Genomic DNA, 16,283 nt, shown 5'->3' with positions numbered 1-16,283 from the left:
ATGAAAGCCTTCCCGCTCCTGGCAAGCGTCGTCGCCGTGGTCGGCCTGGCCGCACCCGCCCACGCCGATGCCACCGACGATGCGTTTCTCGCCGCGCTCATTAACGCGGGCATCACCTATCCGAGCCCGGACCGCGCGATCAAGGCGGGCCAAAAGGTCTGCGACTTGGCCAATTCCGGGACCTCGCAGCTCGATATCGTCCGCGACATCAAAGATCTCAACCCGGCCTTCACCATGGCCAAAGCCGCTCGGTTCGCCCACGCCGCGGCTAGTGCTTACTGCCCGGAACTCCTCGGCAGCGGCGGCGGAACCTAATCAGCCGTCAGGTCCGGCTCCGCCTGCACCGATTCCACGCCGGGATGCCGGCCCGGCCGCTGCGGCAGCACGATGATCAGGACGATGATGACGACGGCGAGAACCGCGGAAGCCAGTGGGCGGCTCAGGTTCAGGCCGCCGTGGTCGACGGGCTTGTCGAGGAAATCGCCGACCGTTGCGCCGAGCGGCCGGGTCAGGATGAAAGCGACCCAGAACAGGGTGACGCGCGAGATGCTCGTCCAGAAATACAGGCCCGCGACCACGAGCAACGCTACGCCGAACACCAGCGCACCGCCCTCGTACCCGAGGCCCCCATCGTCGGCGAGCCAATCGCCGAGGGCGGTGCCCAGGGTCTGGGAAAAGGTGATGGTGGCCCAGTAGAAGGCCTCGACTTTCGGCGTCGAGACGGTGTTCACCGATACCGTTCCCTGCGACCAGTGCCACAGCCCCAGGGTGGCCAGCAAGAGAATTAGCAGTAGGAGCGAGCCGCCGGCGTAGCCGATCCCGAGCGAGCGGTCGGCGAAGTCAGCCAGCACGGTGCCGAATGTCGTCGAGGCCACGATCGTGAGCCAGTAAAGGACCGCGTGAAAGCGCTTGGCCAGAATCTGTGCGACCACCAGCGCGATCAGCGTGCCGCCGAACAGGGCCACGCCCGCCAGATATCCCCAGTCCAGCGTCATCGTGACGGTATCGCCACCCGTCTCGCCCAGCGTCGTCGCCAGCACCTTGATGACCCAAAAGCCAAGGGTCACCGCTGGTACCTTGCTCAACGCATGCTTCGTCATCTCGCTCATGGGTGATCACCTGTCGATGTGCGGACCGTCTGTCTTCATACTTGCCGAGTCGAGTTGAGAGGACGCTGAGAGAACGTACTAAGCGCTCTCTCAGCGTTCCCGTGCCACCGTGGCCTTGACGAACAGGCGCAAGATGATTGCCAGGGGTCTACCGGACTCGCGCCGCTGAAGAAGGAGTCGTGCGGGTGAAGGTGCTGGTCGTCGAGGACGAGCCACGGCTGGCGGCGACGCTGACGATGGGCTTGCGCGCCGAGGGTTGTGTGGTGACGACCGCCGACAACGGTAACGACGGGTTGTGGGAAGCCACCGAGCACCGTTTCGACGCCATCATTTTGGACATCATGCTGCCCGGGCTCAGCGGCTACGAGGTGGTGCGCCGCATGCGCGCCGCCCAGGTATGGACACCGGTGTTGATGCTGTCCGCTAAAGACGGTGACTACGAGCAGGCGGACGCGTTCGACCTGGGTGCCGATGACTATCTGACCAAACCGTTCTCGTTCATCGTGCTGGTCGCGCGGCTGCGGGCATTGGTCCGTCGCGGCGCCCCGCACCGCCCGGTGGTGTTGACCGCCGGCACGTTGTCGCTGGACCCGGCGCGTCGCATCGTGCGGCGCAACGAAGACACGATCGCGCTGACACCGCGCGAGTACGGGCTGCTGCACTACCTGATGCGCAACAAGGGCACCGTGGTGAGCAAGACCGACATCCTGCACAACGTCTGGGATCCGCACTTCTCCGGTGACGACAACCTCGTCGAGGTCTATGTCTTCTATGTGCGACGCAAGATCGATCTCCCGTTCGGTACCAACACAATTGCGACGGTGCGTGGGGTCGGCTACCGACTGGAGGCCGGCGACGACGCCGGCGTCGCGGTGACCAGCGGCAGCTGAACGACCACCGCGGTGCCGGCACCGGCGCGGTCGTCGATGTGCACGCTACCGCCGTGCGCGGCAACGATTTCGAACACGATAGCCAGTCCCAGTCCGGTGCCGCCGCCGCTGCGGGAGCGATCGTTGTCGAGGCGGACGAACCGCTCGAACACCCGTCGCCGGTCGGCCGGTGCGATCCCGGGACCGTCATCGGCCACGGTCAGCCAGGCTCGACCGTCATCGGGGCGCACCGTCACCTCCACCCGCGATGTCGCATGGCGCGCCGCGTTGTCGAAAAGGTTGCGCAGCACGCGCGCCAGGGCGCTCGCGTCGCCGACCAGCCGAGTCGGAGCGAGTTCGGCATGCACGTCCAGCGTTGTCTCGCGCCGCAGCCGGGTGACCTCGGCGAGGGCCAGGTCGTCGAGGTCGGTGTCGGTGCGGCGCAGCGCCAGCCCGCGTTCGTCGGCGCGGGCCAGCAGCAGCAGGTCCTCCACCAGCGCCTGCATCCGATGCGCTTCCGGCAGCAGCGTGTCCGCGGCGAGCCGATCGTCGAGCAGCTCGGGGTGGGCGACGCCGACCTCAAGTGCCGAGATCACCGTGGACAGCGGGCTGCGCAGTTCATGGGAGGCATCGGCGATGAACCGGCGCTGGACGGCTTGGCTGGATTGAAGCCGGGACAGCATCTCGTTCATTGTCGTTGCCAGCGTGAAGATCTCGTCGCGTTGCGGTGGTACCGGCACCCGCTCGGAGAGGTCGGAGGCGCTGATATCGGCAACCTGGGAGCGAATCGCTTCCACCGAACGCAGCGACCGTCGCACCAGAATGTAGGTGGCTACGCCCGCCGCCGCGATGACCAACGGCGCGGCCGCGGCCAGCCCGATCGCCACGGTGGAAACGGTGGCTTCCACGTCGTCAGTGCCGGCCCCGACGAGTACGACGTACCGTCCCGTCGGCGTCTCGAGTGACTGCGCGGCCACCCGGACGTCGTGCATCCGCACTGCGGCGCCGGTGATTCCGATCCGCGGGGTGCTTCCGATCGCGTTGAGCATCATCATCGGCGGCTCGGGGGTGGAACTCGACGAAGCCACCGAATGCCCTGCGCCGTCGAAGATTTGGACGGCGACGATGCGTTGGTCGGTGGCCAGCAGGGGTGGGTCGAGGTCGGGTGTGGTTTCGGATTGCAGGGTCTTGACGATGTCGCGCAGCCGACTCGCCGCGGCGTCGTCAGCGGCCGAGATCAGCGCGAAGTACAACACCAACAGCAGGATCGCGCCGGCCATGATGAGAGCCACCAGGATGACCGTCGCCGACACCAACGCCGAGCGCGCCGAGATGCTCCACGCGCGCGGGTGTAGCAGTGTCGGCGTTCGGCCTGAATGTGCCATCAGCACGGACCGTACTACTGCAGCGCGCTCAACAATGCGGTCACGCGCTGCTTCTCGGTGACCGGGTTGGGCATCGGGGCCCGCACCGCGGCCAGTGCGCCATCGATCTGCTTATCGAGGGTGTGCCATGCGTTTTGGTCGATCGGCTTGAGTTTGGACTCGTCGTCATCCCATGCGGTTTCCAGGTCCTTGATCCGGGCCTTGGCGCCGGCCTGATCGCCGGCCTGCAACTTCGACAGCGTGTCCTGCGTGATGGATCGGAATTTGGCGACCTCGACCGCCGGGAAGGCCGAGGCTGGCTGCCCGGGCTGCGCGGGGGCGGTGATCGTGGAAGTGGTGGCCGAGTCCGATTCCTCGTCGGTTTCAGCGCCGCCTTCGTGGCCATGGCTGCTCCAGAGCAACAGTGCGCCGGTGGCGACCGCCGCCGCGGTGTAGTAGCCCAGCATCATCCGCTCCCGCGTCGGGGTGGTGGTGACAGTCGTTGCGCGGGTTGGGCTTTCGTCGTCGATGATGTCGCTGCGGCTGACCGTCAGATAGCCGACCGTGGCCAGGATCGCGGCCAGGAAGATCGCGCTGGTGACCGCGGTCCCCCACCCCAGACCGTGATTGGCCGGCGAGGAGGCCAGCCAGTCGCCGAGGTTGGCGCCCAGCGGGCGGGTCAGGATGTAGGCCAGCCAGAAGGACAGCACCGGGTTGGCGCCCATCCGCCAGCCGAGCGCTATCGAGGCGATCAGCGCGGCCGGCAGCAGCACCGAGGTGCCCGGCCCCCAGCCGGTGAGCTGCAGCGTCCAGTCGCCGACGGCAGTACCCAGGGCGAAGGTCACCAGCACCGCCAGCCAATAGAACAGCTCACGCGGCGTCGTGACGATGCTGTGGATCGACAGCGTGCGCTCCCGCGCATACCAAACACCGAAAACGACCGCCAATATCGCCGCGAACACCGCCGTGCTGACCGCCAGCGGCACGTGCAGCTTGTCGGTCAGCAGGTCGGTGTAGAGCGTGCCCGTGATGCTCAGCACCACAACCGCCAGCCAGTAAGCGATCGGCAGATAGCGGTCGAGGATCAACTGGAAACTCAAGACGATGCCCAGGGCGACGGTGAAGATCAGCGCCGTCACGTTCAGGCCTAGGCCGACCGTGGTGCTGATCCAGTCGGCGAAACTCTCGCCGACGGTGGTGCACAGGATCTTGATGATCCAGAACCACACGGTGACCTCAGGGACCTTGCTGAGCATCCGGCGGGGTGTGCGGAGGGTGAGGGAACGCAGCATCTGGCTCATGGCGCCCGAAGGTACAGAGGGGTCGCTGAGTTAACGCTTAGGAATTGCCAGCCGCAAAACTGGTCGGGGTGGCGGGATTTGAACCCACGGCCTCTTCGTCCCGAACGAAGCGCGCTACCAAGCTGCGCCACACCCCGCTTGAAGCCACGACAGCCTATCGCACCGGCCCGCCGACTGCCCAAACCGCTGGCAGCGGGCCCCCCCGAAAGCTAAGTCCAGCTGCAGTTGCGTTCGAATTCGACCAGCGCCATGGCCGGGCCGGTGAGATCGAGCCCCTGCGCGGCGACCCATTCGTCGCTGAAATACGTATCGGCGTAGCGTTCGCCGCTGTCGGCGATCAGCGTCACCACCGAGCCGCTGCGGCCCGCGGCGACCATCTCGGCCAGCAGCCCGAACGCACCCCACAGGTTGGTCCCCGTCGACGGCCCCACCCGGCGCCCCAGCACGGCGCTGACGTGACGGGCGGCGGCGATCGACCCGGCGTCGGGCACGGCGATCATGCGGTCCACCACGTCGGGCAGAAAGGACGGCTCGACCCGCGGCCGCCCGATCCCCTCGATCCGCGACGACGTCTCCATCACGAGGTCGTAGCGCTGTTCGGCATAGGCGGGAAAGAACGCGGAATTCTCCGGGTCGACGACGCACAGCCCGGTGGCATGCCGGCGGTAGCGCAGGTAGCGCCCGATCGTCGCGCTGGTTCCGCCGGTGCCCGCGCCGACGACGATCCACTCCGGGATCGGGTACTTCTCGTCGCGCATCTGCGCGAAGATCGACTCGGCGATGTTGTTGTTGCCGCGCCAGTCGGTGGCCCGCTCGGCGTGGGTGAACTGGTCCATGTAGTGGCCGCCGGTCTCCCGCGCGACGCGTTGCGCCTCGGCGTACACCTCGCTGGAGTTCTGCACGAAATGGCAACGGCCGCCTTGTGATTCGATCAACGCCACCTTGGAGGGGCTGGTTTTCTCCGTCATCACGGCTACGAACGGCAGGCCCAGCAGCGACGCGAAGTACGCCTCGGAGATCGCCGTGGATCCCGACGAGGCCTCGACGACCGTGGTGCCCTCGCCGATCCAGCCGTTGCACAGCGCGTACAGAAACAACGAGCGCGCCAGCCGGTGCTTGAGGCTGCCGGTGATATGCGTCGATTCGTCCTTGAGGTACAGCGCGATGTCGACGTCGGTGCCCCAGGCCGACGGCAGCGGGTAGCGCAACAGGTGGGTGTCGGCGCTGCGGCGGGCATCGGCCTCGATCAGCCGGATCGCGTTGTCTGTCCAGCCGCGGGACACACTGTGGACCGCGATCTGGGTCCGGTCGTTCAACGCAGCGATGCCGCGGGCTGCGAGCGGCCCAAGTTGCTGCTGGAATCGCGCCCACCCATCGGGGCGGCGATCAACGTCAGCAGGGTCGCTTCGGGACGGCAGCAGAACCGCACCGGCGCGAACGGAGAGGTCCCCAGTCCCGCGGACACATGCAGCTGCATGTTGGCGCCCCAGCGCGACGGCCCCTTGGCCCGGGTGCGGTCCAGGCCGCAGTTGGTCACCAGGGCGCCGTAGAACGGCAGGCACAGCTGCCCGCCGTGGGTGTGTCCGGCCATCACCAGCTGGTAGCCGTCGGCCGCGAAGCGATCCAGCACCCGCGGCTCGGGGGAGTGCACCAGGCCCAGCCGCAGATTCGCCGCCGGGCTGGCCGGGCCCGCGATCGTCTCGTAGCGGTCGCGATCGATGTGCGGGTCGTCTACGCCGGCCGCGGCCAGATGCAGGCCGGCCACTTCGAACTCGCGGCGCGTGTGGGTGAGGTCAAGCCAGCCGCGCTCGGTGAACGCCGCCCGCAGGTCCTGCCAGGGCAGCGGTTCGCCCTTGATCCGGTGGGACGGGTTGGTCAGGTAGTTCAGCGGGTTCTTCAGCCGTGGCCCGAAGTAGTCGTTGCTGCCGAAGACGAAGACACCCGGGCGCGACAGCAGGTCGCCCAGCGCTTGGATCACCGCGGGGACCGCTTTGGGGTGGGCCAGGTTATCGCCGGTGTTGACCACCAGGTCGGGCTCCCAGCCGGACAGCTCGCGCAGCCACGCCTGCTTGCGGCGCTGGTTGGGCAGCATGTGCAGGTCGCTGATATGCAGTACGCGCAGCGGCGTGGAACCCGGCGACAAGACGGGCATGGTTATCTCGCGCAGGACGAAGGCGTTGCGTTCGACGACCGCGGCGTAACCGATGCCGGCGACCGTCGAACCGAGCGCGACGGCGCCGGTACGGATCAGAGCGGGCAAAACATCAGCCATGCACGCAGCCTACTGCCGGTTGCGGCCTCAGGAGCGTCTTGCGCGGCTACGGAGGCGGCTGTCCGGGCGGTGGTGGCGGCGGTGCCAGCAGCGGAATGGTGATCGGTGGCAGACCGGGGATCTCCACGACCTGCGAGCCGATCGGCAGCGGCGCCCCGTCCGGCGGCGGAGGCGGCGCCGGCGGGATGCCGTTACTGACCTGAATGGTGACGACCGAGCCGGGGATCGTGTTGCCCGACGGCGACGTCCCGACCACTTCGCCCAACTTCGCGGTGCTGTTGACCGAATTGGTCTGGTCGGCGACCTGGAAGCCGGCCTCTTTGAGGCGCGAGCGCGCGGCGTCGACGTCCATGCCGGCCACGCTCGGCACCCGCGACCCGGGCGAGCCCTCGACGTAGCGCGGATCTGTCGGCGGCAACTTGATGTCGCCGAAGCTCAGCGCGATCGGCTTCATCGCGGTGAACCAGGTTCGCGCGGGCTCGTTACCGCCGTAAAGGTCGCCCTCGCCGCAGTGGCGCAACGGCGCCGAGCACAGATCCGTCGGCGAGGTGGAGTCGTCGTAGATGTAGTTGGCCGCGGCGTAGCGGCTGGTGAACCCGACGAACCCGGAGGAGCGGTGCGCCTCGGTGGTGCCGGTCTTACCCGACACCGGCAGGTCCCAGCCCGCGGCGCCGGCCGAACCGGCCGCGGTACCGCCGCCGGTCGCGTCCTTGCTCATCGCGTTGGCCAGGGTGTTGGCCAGCCCTTCGGGCACCACCTGGTCGCACGTCTGGGTGGTCACGGCTACTTCATTGCCGTTGCGGTCGATCAGCTTGTCGATCGGGTTGGGCGGGCACCACACCCCGCCCGACGCCAGCGTGGCGGCGACGTTGGACAGCTCCAGGGCGTTCACCTCGATCGGGCCGAGGGTGAACGACCCGATGTTCTGCCGCTTGACGAAATCGGCCAGGCTTTCGTTGCTGTCGGGGTTGTAGTCACGGGCCGTGCCGGGGTCGGCGTAGGACCGCAGCCCCAGCTTGACCGCCATGTCGACCGTGCGCGTCACCCCCACCTGCGAGATCAGCTTGGCGAACGCGGTGTTGGGCGAGGTGGCCAGCGCCTCGGTGACGTTCATCGAGCCCCGGTAGTTACCGGCGTTGACCACACACCAGGTGTCCTTGGGACAGCCCTTGGCGCCACCGCTGCCCAGGCCCTTCTGCTGGAACCGCGGCGGCACGTCGAGGGTGGCGTTGATGCCCATGCCCATGTCCAGCGCGGCGGCGGTGGTGAAGATCTTGAACACCGATCCCGCGCCGTCGCCGACGAGCGAGAACGGCTGCGGGCGCATCGTCTGCCCGGCGTCGACGTCGAGGCCGTAGGTGCGGTTGCTGGCCATGGCCATCACCTTGTGCGAATCCTTACCGGGCCTGATCACGCTCATCACGCTTGAGATGCCGGGCAGGGTCGGGCTGGCGAACTTGTCGATGGCGCTCTTGACCGGGATCTGCACGTCGGGATCGAGCGTCGTGCGGATCAGATAGCCGCCCCTGGCCACCTGTTCCTTGCTGATGCCGGCGCGCGACAGGTACTCCTGGACGTAGTCACAGAAGAAGGCACGGTCGCCGGCGGCGATGCAACCGCGCGGCAGCTCGTTGGGCTGCGGCAAGATGCCCAGCGGCGTCGCCTTGGCGGCGCGCAGCGCGTCGGTCTCCTGCGGAAGGTTCTCGATCATCGTGTCGAGCACCAGGTTCCGCCGGGCCAGTGCACCGTCGGGGTTGGTGTAGGGATTCAGCGTGCTGGTCGACTGCACCATGCCGGCCAGCAGCGCCGCCTGCTGCCAGTTCAGATCCGACGCGTTGATCCCGAAGTAGGTCTGCGCCGCGTCCTGCACCCCGAACGAGCCGTTACCGAAGGAGACCAGGTTCAGGTAGCGGGTCAGGATCTCCGGCTTGGTGAACGTCTTGTCGAGCGTGAGCGCCATCCGGATCTCGCGCAGCTTGCGGGCCGGGGTGGTTTCGACGGCAGCGCGCTTTTCGGCGTCCGTCTTCGCGGTCACCAATAGTTGGTAGTTCTTGATGTACTGCTGCTCGATCGTCGAACCCCCTCGGGTGTCGACGTCGCCGGACGCATAGCCCGCCAGCCCGGTCAGCGTGCCCTTCCAGTCCACCCCGTTGTGTTCGGCGAATCGCTTGTCCTCGATCGAGACGATCGCCAGCTTCATCGTGTTGGCGATCTTGTCGGTGGGCACCTCGAACCGGCGTTGCTCGTACAGCCAGGCGATGGTGTTGCCCTTCGCGTCCACCATCGTCGAAACGGCGGGCACCTGTCCCTCGAGCAGCTGGGCTGAGCCGTTGGCGACCACTTCGGAGGCCCGGTTGGACATCAGTCCCAGCCCGCCGGCCATCGGGAACAACAGCGCCGTGGTTACCACACCTGCCAGCAGACAGCAGCCAGCCAGCTTAAGAATCGTGAGAGCTGCCGGGGGGCGGTCTGACATGCGTACTACAGTAACCGCCGTTTGTCGCGTGACGCGCCGCCGATCCGCACAGCGGATCCAGAAGGTGTGACCTGCAGCTTTGCTGTCAATCGGGATGCGATGTTCTCGATCGCGTTACATATCAGCTACCCAAAACGGGTACCCAATCTCATGATCCCGCCTACGCTCAACGACAAGACGGCACGCCCGTCCCAAAAAAAGCGTTATCAGACTGTTGCGCAATTGACTGCTGACCACCTAACTTATACAGACGGTGAGATTCAGGTAACACCGATCAGCACAGTGTGGTGTAGATCGCAACAATGATCTGCTACCCGAGGAGGGCGGTCGTAATGCGACCGGGAGGAAGGGAACAGCTCGTGTCAGGAACACGACCGGCAGCACGCCGAACCAACATTGCAGCGGCGCAGGGGGTGCTTCGCAGTGTTGATGCTGAAGAACGAATTGCCTGGGTTTCTCAAGCACTATGCCGGACCACTGACCCCGACGAACTGTTTGTTCGGGGGGCCGCCCAGCGTAAAGCCGCGGTGATTTGCCGGCACTGCCCGGTGATGCAGGAATGCGGCGCCGACGCACTGGACAACAAGGTCGAGTTCGGCGTCTGGGGTGGCATGACCGAACGGCAGCGGCGGGCGCTGCTCAAGCAGCACCCCGAGGTCGTTTCGTGGTCCGATTTTTTCGACAAGCGCCGGAACCGCGGCGTCAGCTGACGCGTGGAGCGCGGGTGCGCCGCAGCGTCGCGGCGCACTAGTAGTTCGAAACTTATTATTACAAAACCGTTACAGCGTCCCTCGGGTTTAGCGCATGTGCAATAGCGACCCTAGCGCGAACTAGCTTGTGCCAGATGGCAATTCGCCGTTTCAACTGGGTCTGACTCCAATCGTCGTCACCCGCTCCAATGTTTGGCGGCCGCTCAGCGGCTTATTGAACCGGCCGTATCGCAGCCCTGTGCAGGACAGATCCGCCCTAAACGAGCGTTCCTTTGTGTCAGCGATCCGCCGCGCGGGCCGCATCGTCACCGGCAGGGTTCGGATTCGCCGGTTCTTCAGCGCCCCGCCGCGCGGGCCGCATCGTCACCGACGGCGGTGATCTGATCGGCGAGCGCACGCAGGGCCTCCAGGTCCGACACGTCGAACGGCAGCGACGGAACGCCCACGACCGGCACGTTGGGGTTGGCCCCGGTGAATCGGGACAGCAGCCGGATCTCCCGTTTGGCGGTCTGGCCCCGGTCGGCGTGAATCCGCAATACCGCCGTGCCCAGCGATGCCGCGTCGGGGTTCGCATCCGACTTCAGCGACTCGATCCCGTCTATGGCCCGCTCCACCGGCAGTGCGCACAACAGGGGATGGGTGCGGTTCAAGATCAGGCCCGCCAGCGGCATGCTCTCTTGCGATAGCCGGTCGACGAAGAACGACGCCTCACGCAGCGCGTCGGGTTCGGCCGCCGACACCACCACGAACTGGGTGCCGCGCCGCTTCAGCAGCGCGTAGGTGCGGTCCGCCTTCTCGCGAAAGCCGCCGAAGGTGGCATCCAGAGACTGCACGAAGGCGGCCGCGTCGCCCAGCATCTGCGAACCGAGCACGGTCGAGAGTGCCTTCATCGCCAAACCCATTGCGCCGGTGACCAATTTGCCGATGCCGCGACCCGGCGCGAGCAGCAGCCGCCACAGTCGGCTGTCCATGAAGCTGCCCAGGCGTTTCGGCGCGTCCAGGAAGTCGAGTGCATTGCGAGACGGGGGAGTGTCCACCACCACCAGGTCCCAGCGGTCCTCGCCCAGTAGCTGGCCGAGCTTCTCCATCGCCATGTACTCCTGCGTGCCGGCCAGAGAGGTGGCGACCGTCTGGTAGAACTGGTTGTCCAAAATCGTTTGCGCCCGAGCGTCTCCGGAGTACTGGATCACCATTTCGTCGAACGTGCGGCGCATGTCGAGCATCATCGCGTGCAGCTCGCCGGTCACCTCGGGTGCCAGCGGCACCCGCTGTGGTGTATTGCCGAGGTCGTTGACGCCCAACGCCTGCGCCAGCCGTTTGGCCGGGTCGATCGTCAAAACGCATACAGTGCGGCCATATTCGGCAGCACGTAAAGCCATCGCCGCCGCGGTGGTCGTCTTGCCCACACCGCCTGCACCGCAGCAGACGACGACGCGGTTCGCGCGGTCGGCCAGAATTTCAGCCATGTCAAGGGTTTTCGGTGTAGTAGTCATCGAACTCCCTGCTGTGCAAGTGATTCCGACAGTTCGTACAAGCTGCCGAGGTCGACACCGTCGGAGATCGCGGGCAACTCCAACCGCGGCACTTTCAAAGCATCGAGCTGCTGTGCGGTCTCGGCCCGTGCCGTGATCCGGCTCGCGTGCTGAATGGTTTCTGTCAGTAAGCCGGCAAAGTCGTTGTCGCCCAGCTCGATTCCTGCCGTCTTCAACCCGGCGCGCACCGCGTCGGCGTCGATGTCGCCCTCGGCGGCCTTGGCCAGGTCGCGCGGCTCCAGGTATGCCGGAATATTGCGGTTCACGATCACGCTGCCGATCGGCAGTTGCATCTCGGCAAGCTCCTCGATGGCTTCCATCGTCTCCTGCACCGGCAGCGCTTCGAGCAGCGTGACCAGGTGGATGGCGGTCGCATCGGAGTGCAGCAGCTTGACCACGCCCTCGCTTTGCGAGTGCACCGGGCCGCCCTTGGCCAGATCGGACACCGCTTTGGTGACGTCGAGAAAGCGCGCGATGCGCCCGGTCGGTGGTGCGTCGACGACGATCGCGTCGTATACCGGCAGTTTGTTCTTGTCCCTGCGGACGACCGTCTCCTTGATCTTGCCGGTGAGCAGCACGTCGCGCAGGCCGGGCGCGATCGTCGTCGCGAACTCGATCGCACCGATCCGGCGCATCGCCCGTCCGGCGATCCCGAGGTTGTAGAACATGTCGAGGTATTCCAGGAACGCGGCCTCGATGTCGATCGCCAGGGCGTTGACCTGACCGCCGCGCTCGGCGGTGGCGATCTTCACCTCCTGGTAGGGCAGCGGCGGGACGTCGAAGAGTTGCGCAATCCCTTGGCGACCCTCCACTTCGACGAGCAGGACTTTGCGTCCGCCGGCCGCCAGGGTGAGCGCCAGCGCGGCCGCGATCGTCGATTTGCCCGTCCCGCCTTTGCCGGTGACGAAGTGCAAGCGGGCCTTCGACAGTCGCGCCGGCCAGCCGACGGCAGCGTTGCCGCTAGAAGTGGTTGCCACCATCGCATGCTAGCCCGAGCTCTGCGCGGCCCCGGCAAATCGGGTAGCCACACCGGATCGCGGTCCACCGGGCTGACCCGTGGGGTTCACGCCCGACCGATAAGCTCGCGTCATGAGCCAACCGACCCCGTGGGAATACGCCACGGTTCCGCTGCTGACGCACGCCACCAAACAGATCCTCGACCAATGGGGTGCCGACGGCTGGGAGCTGGTCGCGGTGCTGCCCGGGCCGACCGGTGAGCAACACGTCGCCTATCTGAAGCGCCCCAAGTAAAGAGGACAGCGGCAGATGACTGCTTCGGCCCGGCTTGAGCAGCTCGGCGTCGTGCTTCCGGACCTGGTTGCGCCGCTGGCCTCCTACGTTCCCGCGGTGCGCACCGGCAACCTCGTCTACACCTCGGGTCAGCTGCCGATCGTGGCGGGAACGTTGGTGGGCACCGGCAAGGTGGGCGCCGACGTCAACCCCGATGACGCCAAGGCGATGGCGCGGCTGTGTGCGCTCAACGCTTTGGCGGCGGTGAATTCCATGGTGGGTATCGACGCGGTGACCCGGGTGGTCAAGGTCGTCGGATTCGTCGCCTCGGCGCCCGGCTTCAACGGTCAGCCCGGCGTCGTCAACGGGGCCTCGGAACTGCTCGGTGAGGTGTTCGGCGACCAAGGTGCGCATGCACGTTCGGCGGTGGGCGTATCCGAGCTACCGCTGGATGCGCCGGTCGAAGTCGAGCTGATCGTGGAGGTCGGCTAACGGCCGTGACCGAGACAGTTGAGCCGCTGACTCATCCCGCATACGGCAGTTTGCGGGCGGTCACCGACACTGCCTCGGTCCTGCTGGCCGAGAACCCGGGCCTGCTGACGCTGGAGGGCACCAACACCTGGGTGTTGCGCGGACCCCGCAGCGACGAGCTGGTCATCGTGGACCCGGGACCCGACGACAACGAGCACATCGCCCGGATCGCATCGCTCGGGCGCATCGCCCTGGTCCTGATCAGCCACCGGCACAGCGATCACACCGACGCCATCGACAAGTTGGTCGAGCTCACCGGCGCGACCGTGCGCTCGGCGGGCAGCGGATTCCTGCGTGGCCTCGGCGGCGAGCTGGTCGACGGCGAGATCATCGACGCCGCCAACCTGAAGATCAAGGTGATGGCCACGCCGGGGCATACCGCGGACTCGTTGTCGTTTCTGCTCGACGACGCGGTGCTGACCGCCGACAGCGTGCTCGGCCGCGGCACCACCGTCATCGACAGCGAAGACGGCAGCCTCGCCGACTACCTGGAGTCGCTGCGGCGGCTGCGCGGTCTGGGCCGTCGCACGGTGTTGCCCGGCCACGGCCCCGACCTGGCCGACTTGGAATCCGTCACCACCGGATACCTGACGCACCGTCATGAGCGCCTCGAACAGGTGCGCGCGGCGCTGCGGGACCTCGGCGGCGAAGCGACCGCCCGCGAAATCGTCGAGTACGTCTATGTCGACGTCGACGAGAAGCTGTGGGACGCCGCCGAGTGGTCCGTGCAAGCGCAACTGGACTATCTGCGCCGAGAGTGAAGTCGACGAACGGTCGCTCAGTCCGCCGAGTCTGCGGTGCTGGCGCCGAGACTGCGCTCAGAGTGTGCCCATCGGTCAAATCGTCGCGTTGGACGCAGCCTCGATGAATTGACGACTAACGCGCGCGGCGGGCCAGTCTCTCGGAGTCCGAGATCAGCACGCTCTTACCCTCGAGCCGGATCCACCCACGGTGGGCGAAATCGGCGAGGGCCTTGTTGACGGTTTCCCGGGAAGCCCCCACCAGCTGGGCGATCTCCTCTTGGGTCAGGTCGTGGGTAACCCGCATCGCGCCACCCTCCTGAGTGCCGAAACGCTGGGCGAGCTGCAGCAGCTGCTTGGCCACCCGGCCGGGCACGTCGGTGAAGATGAGGTCGGCGAGGTTGTTGTTGGTGCGACGCAACCGCCGGGCGAGCACCCGCAGCAATTGCTCGGCGATTTCGGGCCGGTCGGCGATCCACGCGCGCAGCGCATCGCGGTCCATCGAAACCGCGCGCACCTCGGTGATCGTCGTGGCGCTCGACGTCCGGGGACCCGGGTCGAAGATCGACAGTTCGCCGAACATGTCCGACGGGCCCATGATCGTCAGCAGATTCTCCCGGCCATCGGGTGACCGGCGACCGATCTTGACCTTTCCCGAGACGATGATGTACAGCCGATCGCCTGGTTCCCCTTCCGCGAAAACGGTGTGTCCACGCGGGAAGTCGACGGGTTGTAATTGCTTGGTCAGTGCGGTGACTGCGCCGGGTTCAACCCCTTGGAAGATTCCTGCCCTTGCCAGGATCTCGTCCACTTTGACCTTCAGCTTTCCAACGAAGTGATATGGGTACCTACCTAGCTCGGGTTACGAGTCTAGAGGTAGGCCAACGTGCCAACGCTACACACGATTGACGTGTCTAGTCGCCTCATATTGCGGATTTCCGCCTGAATGCGCGTGTATTCGCATCGGCAAAGCGCGCGCGGGGGGATCGGTGAACGCGGTGGCGAGCAGCGATTCGGCGCGATGGCGACCGCTGGGCGGCGGGGACAGCGCGAGTTGCTGGGCCTGGCGTCGATGCAGATATTCCAGCGCTTCGGGCATGCCTTCTCGGGCCAGCGTGTGCATATCCATGGCCTGCGCCTGTTCGAGAAACTCGTCGACGTCGGTCGACGTGATCGACTCCCGGCCGAGCTCCTTTTCGAGCCGCCCCAGGCCGAGCGCAGCGAGCATCAGCAGCCCCGGCACGCACGCCACCAGCAACCATGACACAAGGAGAGTAAACATGGCCAAGGTCTCAGGGAGATTACGAAATCAGTACTCTGTCGTAGGTGACAGTGGCACGGCCGTCCGGGCGTTCGAAAACCACCGCGGCTTCCCCTGATTCCAAGCCCGATTCCGCCCTTGCCCGGCGTTGGGCCTCGGAAACCCGAGTCGGTTTGGTGCGTCGCGCGCGCAGGATGAATCGCGCACTGGCACAAGCATTTCCGGACGCACATTGCGAGCTGGATTTCAGATCGCCGCTGGAACTGGTGGTGGCCACCATTCTTTCGGCGCAGAGCACCGACAAACGGGTGAACCTCACGACGCCGGCTTTGTTCGCCAGATATAAGTCGGCACTGGATTATGCGAAAGCCGATCGCGATGAGCTGGAAAACCTCATCCGTCCCACTGGCTTCTTCCGCAACAAGGCGAGCTCGCTGATCGGGCTGGGTCAGGCCCTGGTCGAGAAGTTCGACGGCGAGGTGCCCTCGACGATGGAGGAGTTGGTGACTCTGCCCGGGGTCGGGCGCAAGACGGCCAATGTCGTCTTGGGGAACGCCTTCGACATCCCCGGGATCACCGTCGACACCCACTTTCAGCGGCTGGTGGCCAGATGGCGTTGGACCGAGGAAAAGGACCCGGTCAAAATCGAGCACGCGGTCGGCGAACTGGTCGAACGCAAGGAATGGACCCTGCTGAGCCACCGCGTGATCTTCCACGGCCGCCGGGTGTGCCACGCACGCAAGCCGGCCTGCGGGGTCTGCGTGCTCGCCAAAGACTGCCCGTCGTTCGGGCTCGGCCCCACCGAACCGGCGCTGGCCGCGCCCCTGGTGCAAGGCCCCGAAGCCGAACACCTGCTGTCGCTGGTCGGGCTGTAACACGGCCGGGACG

General features: G+C 66.3%; 17 protein-coding genes and 1 tRNA gene. 7 read left to right on the top strand and 11 right to left on the bottom strand.

Features of this window, described 5'->3' with window-relative positions; genetic code table 11:
- On the top strand, nucleotides 1–315 hold the full coding sequence (locus AC5Y5O_RS27905) for a DUF732 domain-containing protein (protein WP_096290403.1): 315 nt from the start codon (nucleotides 1–3) through the stop codon (nucleotides 313–315).
- On the opposite strand, the gene AC5Y5O_RS27900 is transcribed toward AC5Y5O_RS27905, so the two are convergent.
- Complete coding sequence (locus tag AC5Y5O_RS27900; protein ID WP_096290402.1) at nucleotides 312–1,109, bottom strand: COG4705 family protein; 798 nt, start codon at nucleotides 1,107–1,109, stop codon at nucleotides 312–314. The two genes, AC5Y5O_RS27905 and AC5Y5O_RS27900, sit on opposite strands and share 4 nt — an antisense overlap.
- 185 nt (nucleotides 1,110–1,294) lie before the next feature.
- Between AC5Y5O_RS27900 and AC5Y5O_RS27895 the strand changes: the two genes are divergently transcribed.
- The gene (locus tag AC5Y5O_RS27895; protein ID WP_096290401.1) at nucleotides 1,295–1,999 is read left to right on the top strand and encodes a response regulator transcription factor; all 705 of its coding nucleotides are present in this window, start codon (nucleotides 1,295–1,297) and stop codon (nucleotides 1,997–1,999) included.
- Here AC5Y5O_RS27895 and AC5Y5O_RS27890 read toward each other — a convergent pair.
- From AC5Y5O_RS27890 to ponA2, 6 genes are all read right to left on the bottom strand, one after another.
- Entirely contained in the window at nucleotides 1,945–3,363 is a 1,419-nt protein-coding gene (locus AC5Y5O_RS27890; protein WP_096291417.1) for a sensor histidine kinase, read from the bottom strand. The two genes, AC5Y5O_RS27895 and AC5Y5O_RS27890, sit on opposite strands and share 55 nt — an antisense overlap.
- 14 nt (nucleotides 3,364–3,377) lie before the next feature.
- Entirely contained in the window at nucleotides 3,378–4,643 is a 1,266-nt protein-coding gene (locus tag AC5Y5O_RS27885) for a COG4705 family protein (RefSeq protein ID WP_096290400.1), read from the bottom strand.
- A 60-nt stretch (nucleotides 4,644–4,703) separates the two neighbouring features.
- Nucleotides 4,704–4,780, bottom strand: a tRNA-Pro gene (locus tag AC5Y5O_RS27880).
- Nucleotides 4,781–4,852: 72 nt separating this feature from the next.
- The gene (gene cds1, locus AC5Y5O_RS27875; protein ID WP_500028314.1) at nucleotides 4,853–5,959 is read right to left on the bottom strand and encodes an L-cysteine desulfhydrase Cds1; all 1,107 of its coding nucleotides are present in this window, start codon (nucleotides 5,957–5,959) and stop codon (nucleotides 4,853–4,855) included.
- Complete coding sequence (locus AC5Y5O_RS27870; protein ID WP_096290399.1) at nucleotides 5,956–6,915, bottom strand: metallophosphoesterase; 960 nt, start codon at nucleotides 6,913–6,915, stop codon at nucleotides 5,956–5,958. Before AC5Y5O_RS27870 ends, cds1 begins: the two co-directional genes overlap by 4 nt.
- Before the next feature lie 46 nt (nucleotides 6,916–6,961).
- Nucleotides 6,962–9,391, bottom strand: coding sequence for a transglycosylase/D,D-transpeptidase PonA2 (ponA2, locus tag AC5Y5O_RS27865; RefSeq protein WP_096290398.1), 2,430 nt, complete (start codon nucleotides 9,389–9,391; stop codon nucleotides 6,962–6,964).
- Between the two features lie 359 nt (nucleotides 9,392–9,750).
- Between ponA2 and AC5Y5O_RS27860 the strand changes: the two genes are divergently transcribed.
- Complete coding sequence (locus AC5Y5O_RS27860) at nucleotides 9,751–10,101, top strand: WhiB family transcriptional regulator (protein WP_025736346.1); 351 nt, start codon at nucleotides 9,751–9,753, stop codon at nucleotides 10,099–10,101.
- 335 nt (nucleotides 10,102–10,436) lie between these two features.
- On the opposite strand, the gene bagB is transcribed toward AC5Y5O_RS27860, so the two are convergent.
- Together bagB and bagA are read right to left on the bottom strand one after the other, a co-directional pair.
- Nucleotides 10,437–11,594 (bottom strand): ATPase BagB, encoded by a 1,158-nt coding sequence (gene bagB / locus AC5Y5O_RS27855; RefSeq protein WP_096290397.1) that lies wholly within the window; start codon nucleotides 11,592–11,594, stop codon nucleotides 10,437–10,439.
- The gene (gene bagA, locus AC5Y5O_RS27850; RefSeq protein WP_096290396.1) at nucleotides 11,591–12,613 is read right to left on the bottom strand and encodes an ATPase BagA; all 1,023 of its coding nucleotides are present in this window, start codon (nucleotides 12,611–12,613) and stop codon (nucleotides 11,591–11,593) included. The genes bagB and bagA overlap by 4 nt, the downstream gene beginning before the upstream one ends.
- 109 nt (nucleotides 12,614–12,722) lie before the next feature.
- Between bagA and sp36 the strand changes: the two genes are divergently transcribed.
- Genes sp36 through AC5Y5O_RS27835 form a run of 3 tightly spaced genes read left to right on the top strand, consistent with a single transcriptional unit; the run spans nucleotide 12,723 to nucleotide 14,155 of the window.
- A complete protein-coding gene (gene sp36 / locus AC5Y5O_RS27845) occupies nucleotides 12,723–12,884 on the top strand; it encodes a Sp36 family protein (RefSeq protein ID WP_090607515.1) in 162 nt (53 codons plus the stop codon).
- 15 nt (nucleotides 12,885–12,899) lie between these two features.
- A complete protein-coding gene (locus AC5Y5O_RS27840) occupies nucleotides 12,900–13,355 on the top strand; it encodes a RidA family protein (protein WP_096290395.1) in 456 nt (151 codons plus the stop codon).
- Nucleotides 13,356–13,360: 5 nt separating this feature from the next.
- Entirely contained in the window at nucleotides 13,361–14,155 is a 795-nt protein-coding gene (locus AC5Y5O_RS27835) for an MBL fold metallo-hydrolase (protein ID WP_096290394.1), read from the top strand.
- 115 nt (nucleotides 14,156–14,270) lie between these two features.
- Here AC5Y5O_RS27835 and crp read toward each other — a convergent pair whose 3' ends face one another.
- Together crp and AC5Y5O_RS27825 are read right to left on the bottom strand one after the other, a co-directional pair.
- Nucleotides 14,271–14,945, bottom strand: a complete 675-nt coding sequence (gene crp, locus AC5Y5O_RS27830; protein ID WP_036465140.1) for a cAMP-activated global transcriptional regulator CRP — start codon at nucleotides 14,943–14,945, stop codon at nucleotides 14,271–14,273.
- A gap of 84 nt (nucleotides 14,946–15,029) precedes the next feature.
- Complete coding sequence (locus tag AC5Y5O_RS27825; RefSeq protein WP_096290393.1) at nucleotides 15,030–15,416, bottom strand: hypothetical protein; 387 nt, start codon at nucleotides 15,414–15,416, stop codon at nucleotides 15,030–15,032.
- A gap of 173 nt (nucleotides 15,417–15,589) precedes the next feature.
- Here AC5Y5O_RS27825 and nth point away from each other — a divergent pair, with 173 nt between their 5' ends.
- Nucleotides 15,590–16,270: an endonuclease III gene (nth, locus tag AC5Y5O_RS27820; protein ID WP_096290392.1), complete on the top strand. Its 681-nt coding sequence runs from the start codon at nucleotides 15,590–15,592 to the stop codon at nucleotides 16,268–16,270.
- Nucleotides 16,271–16,283 lie beyond the last annotated feature (13 nt).

It is taken from the genome of Mycobacterium sp. NGS40 (assembly GCF_059812735.1).
This window is presented reverse-complemented; position numbering and strand designations above follow the sequence as displayed.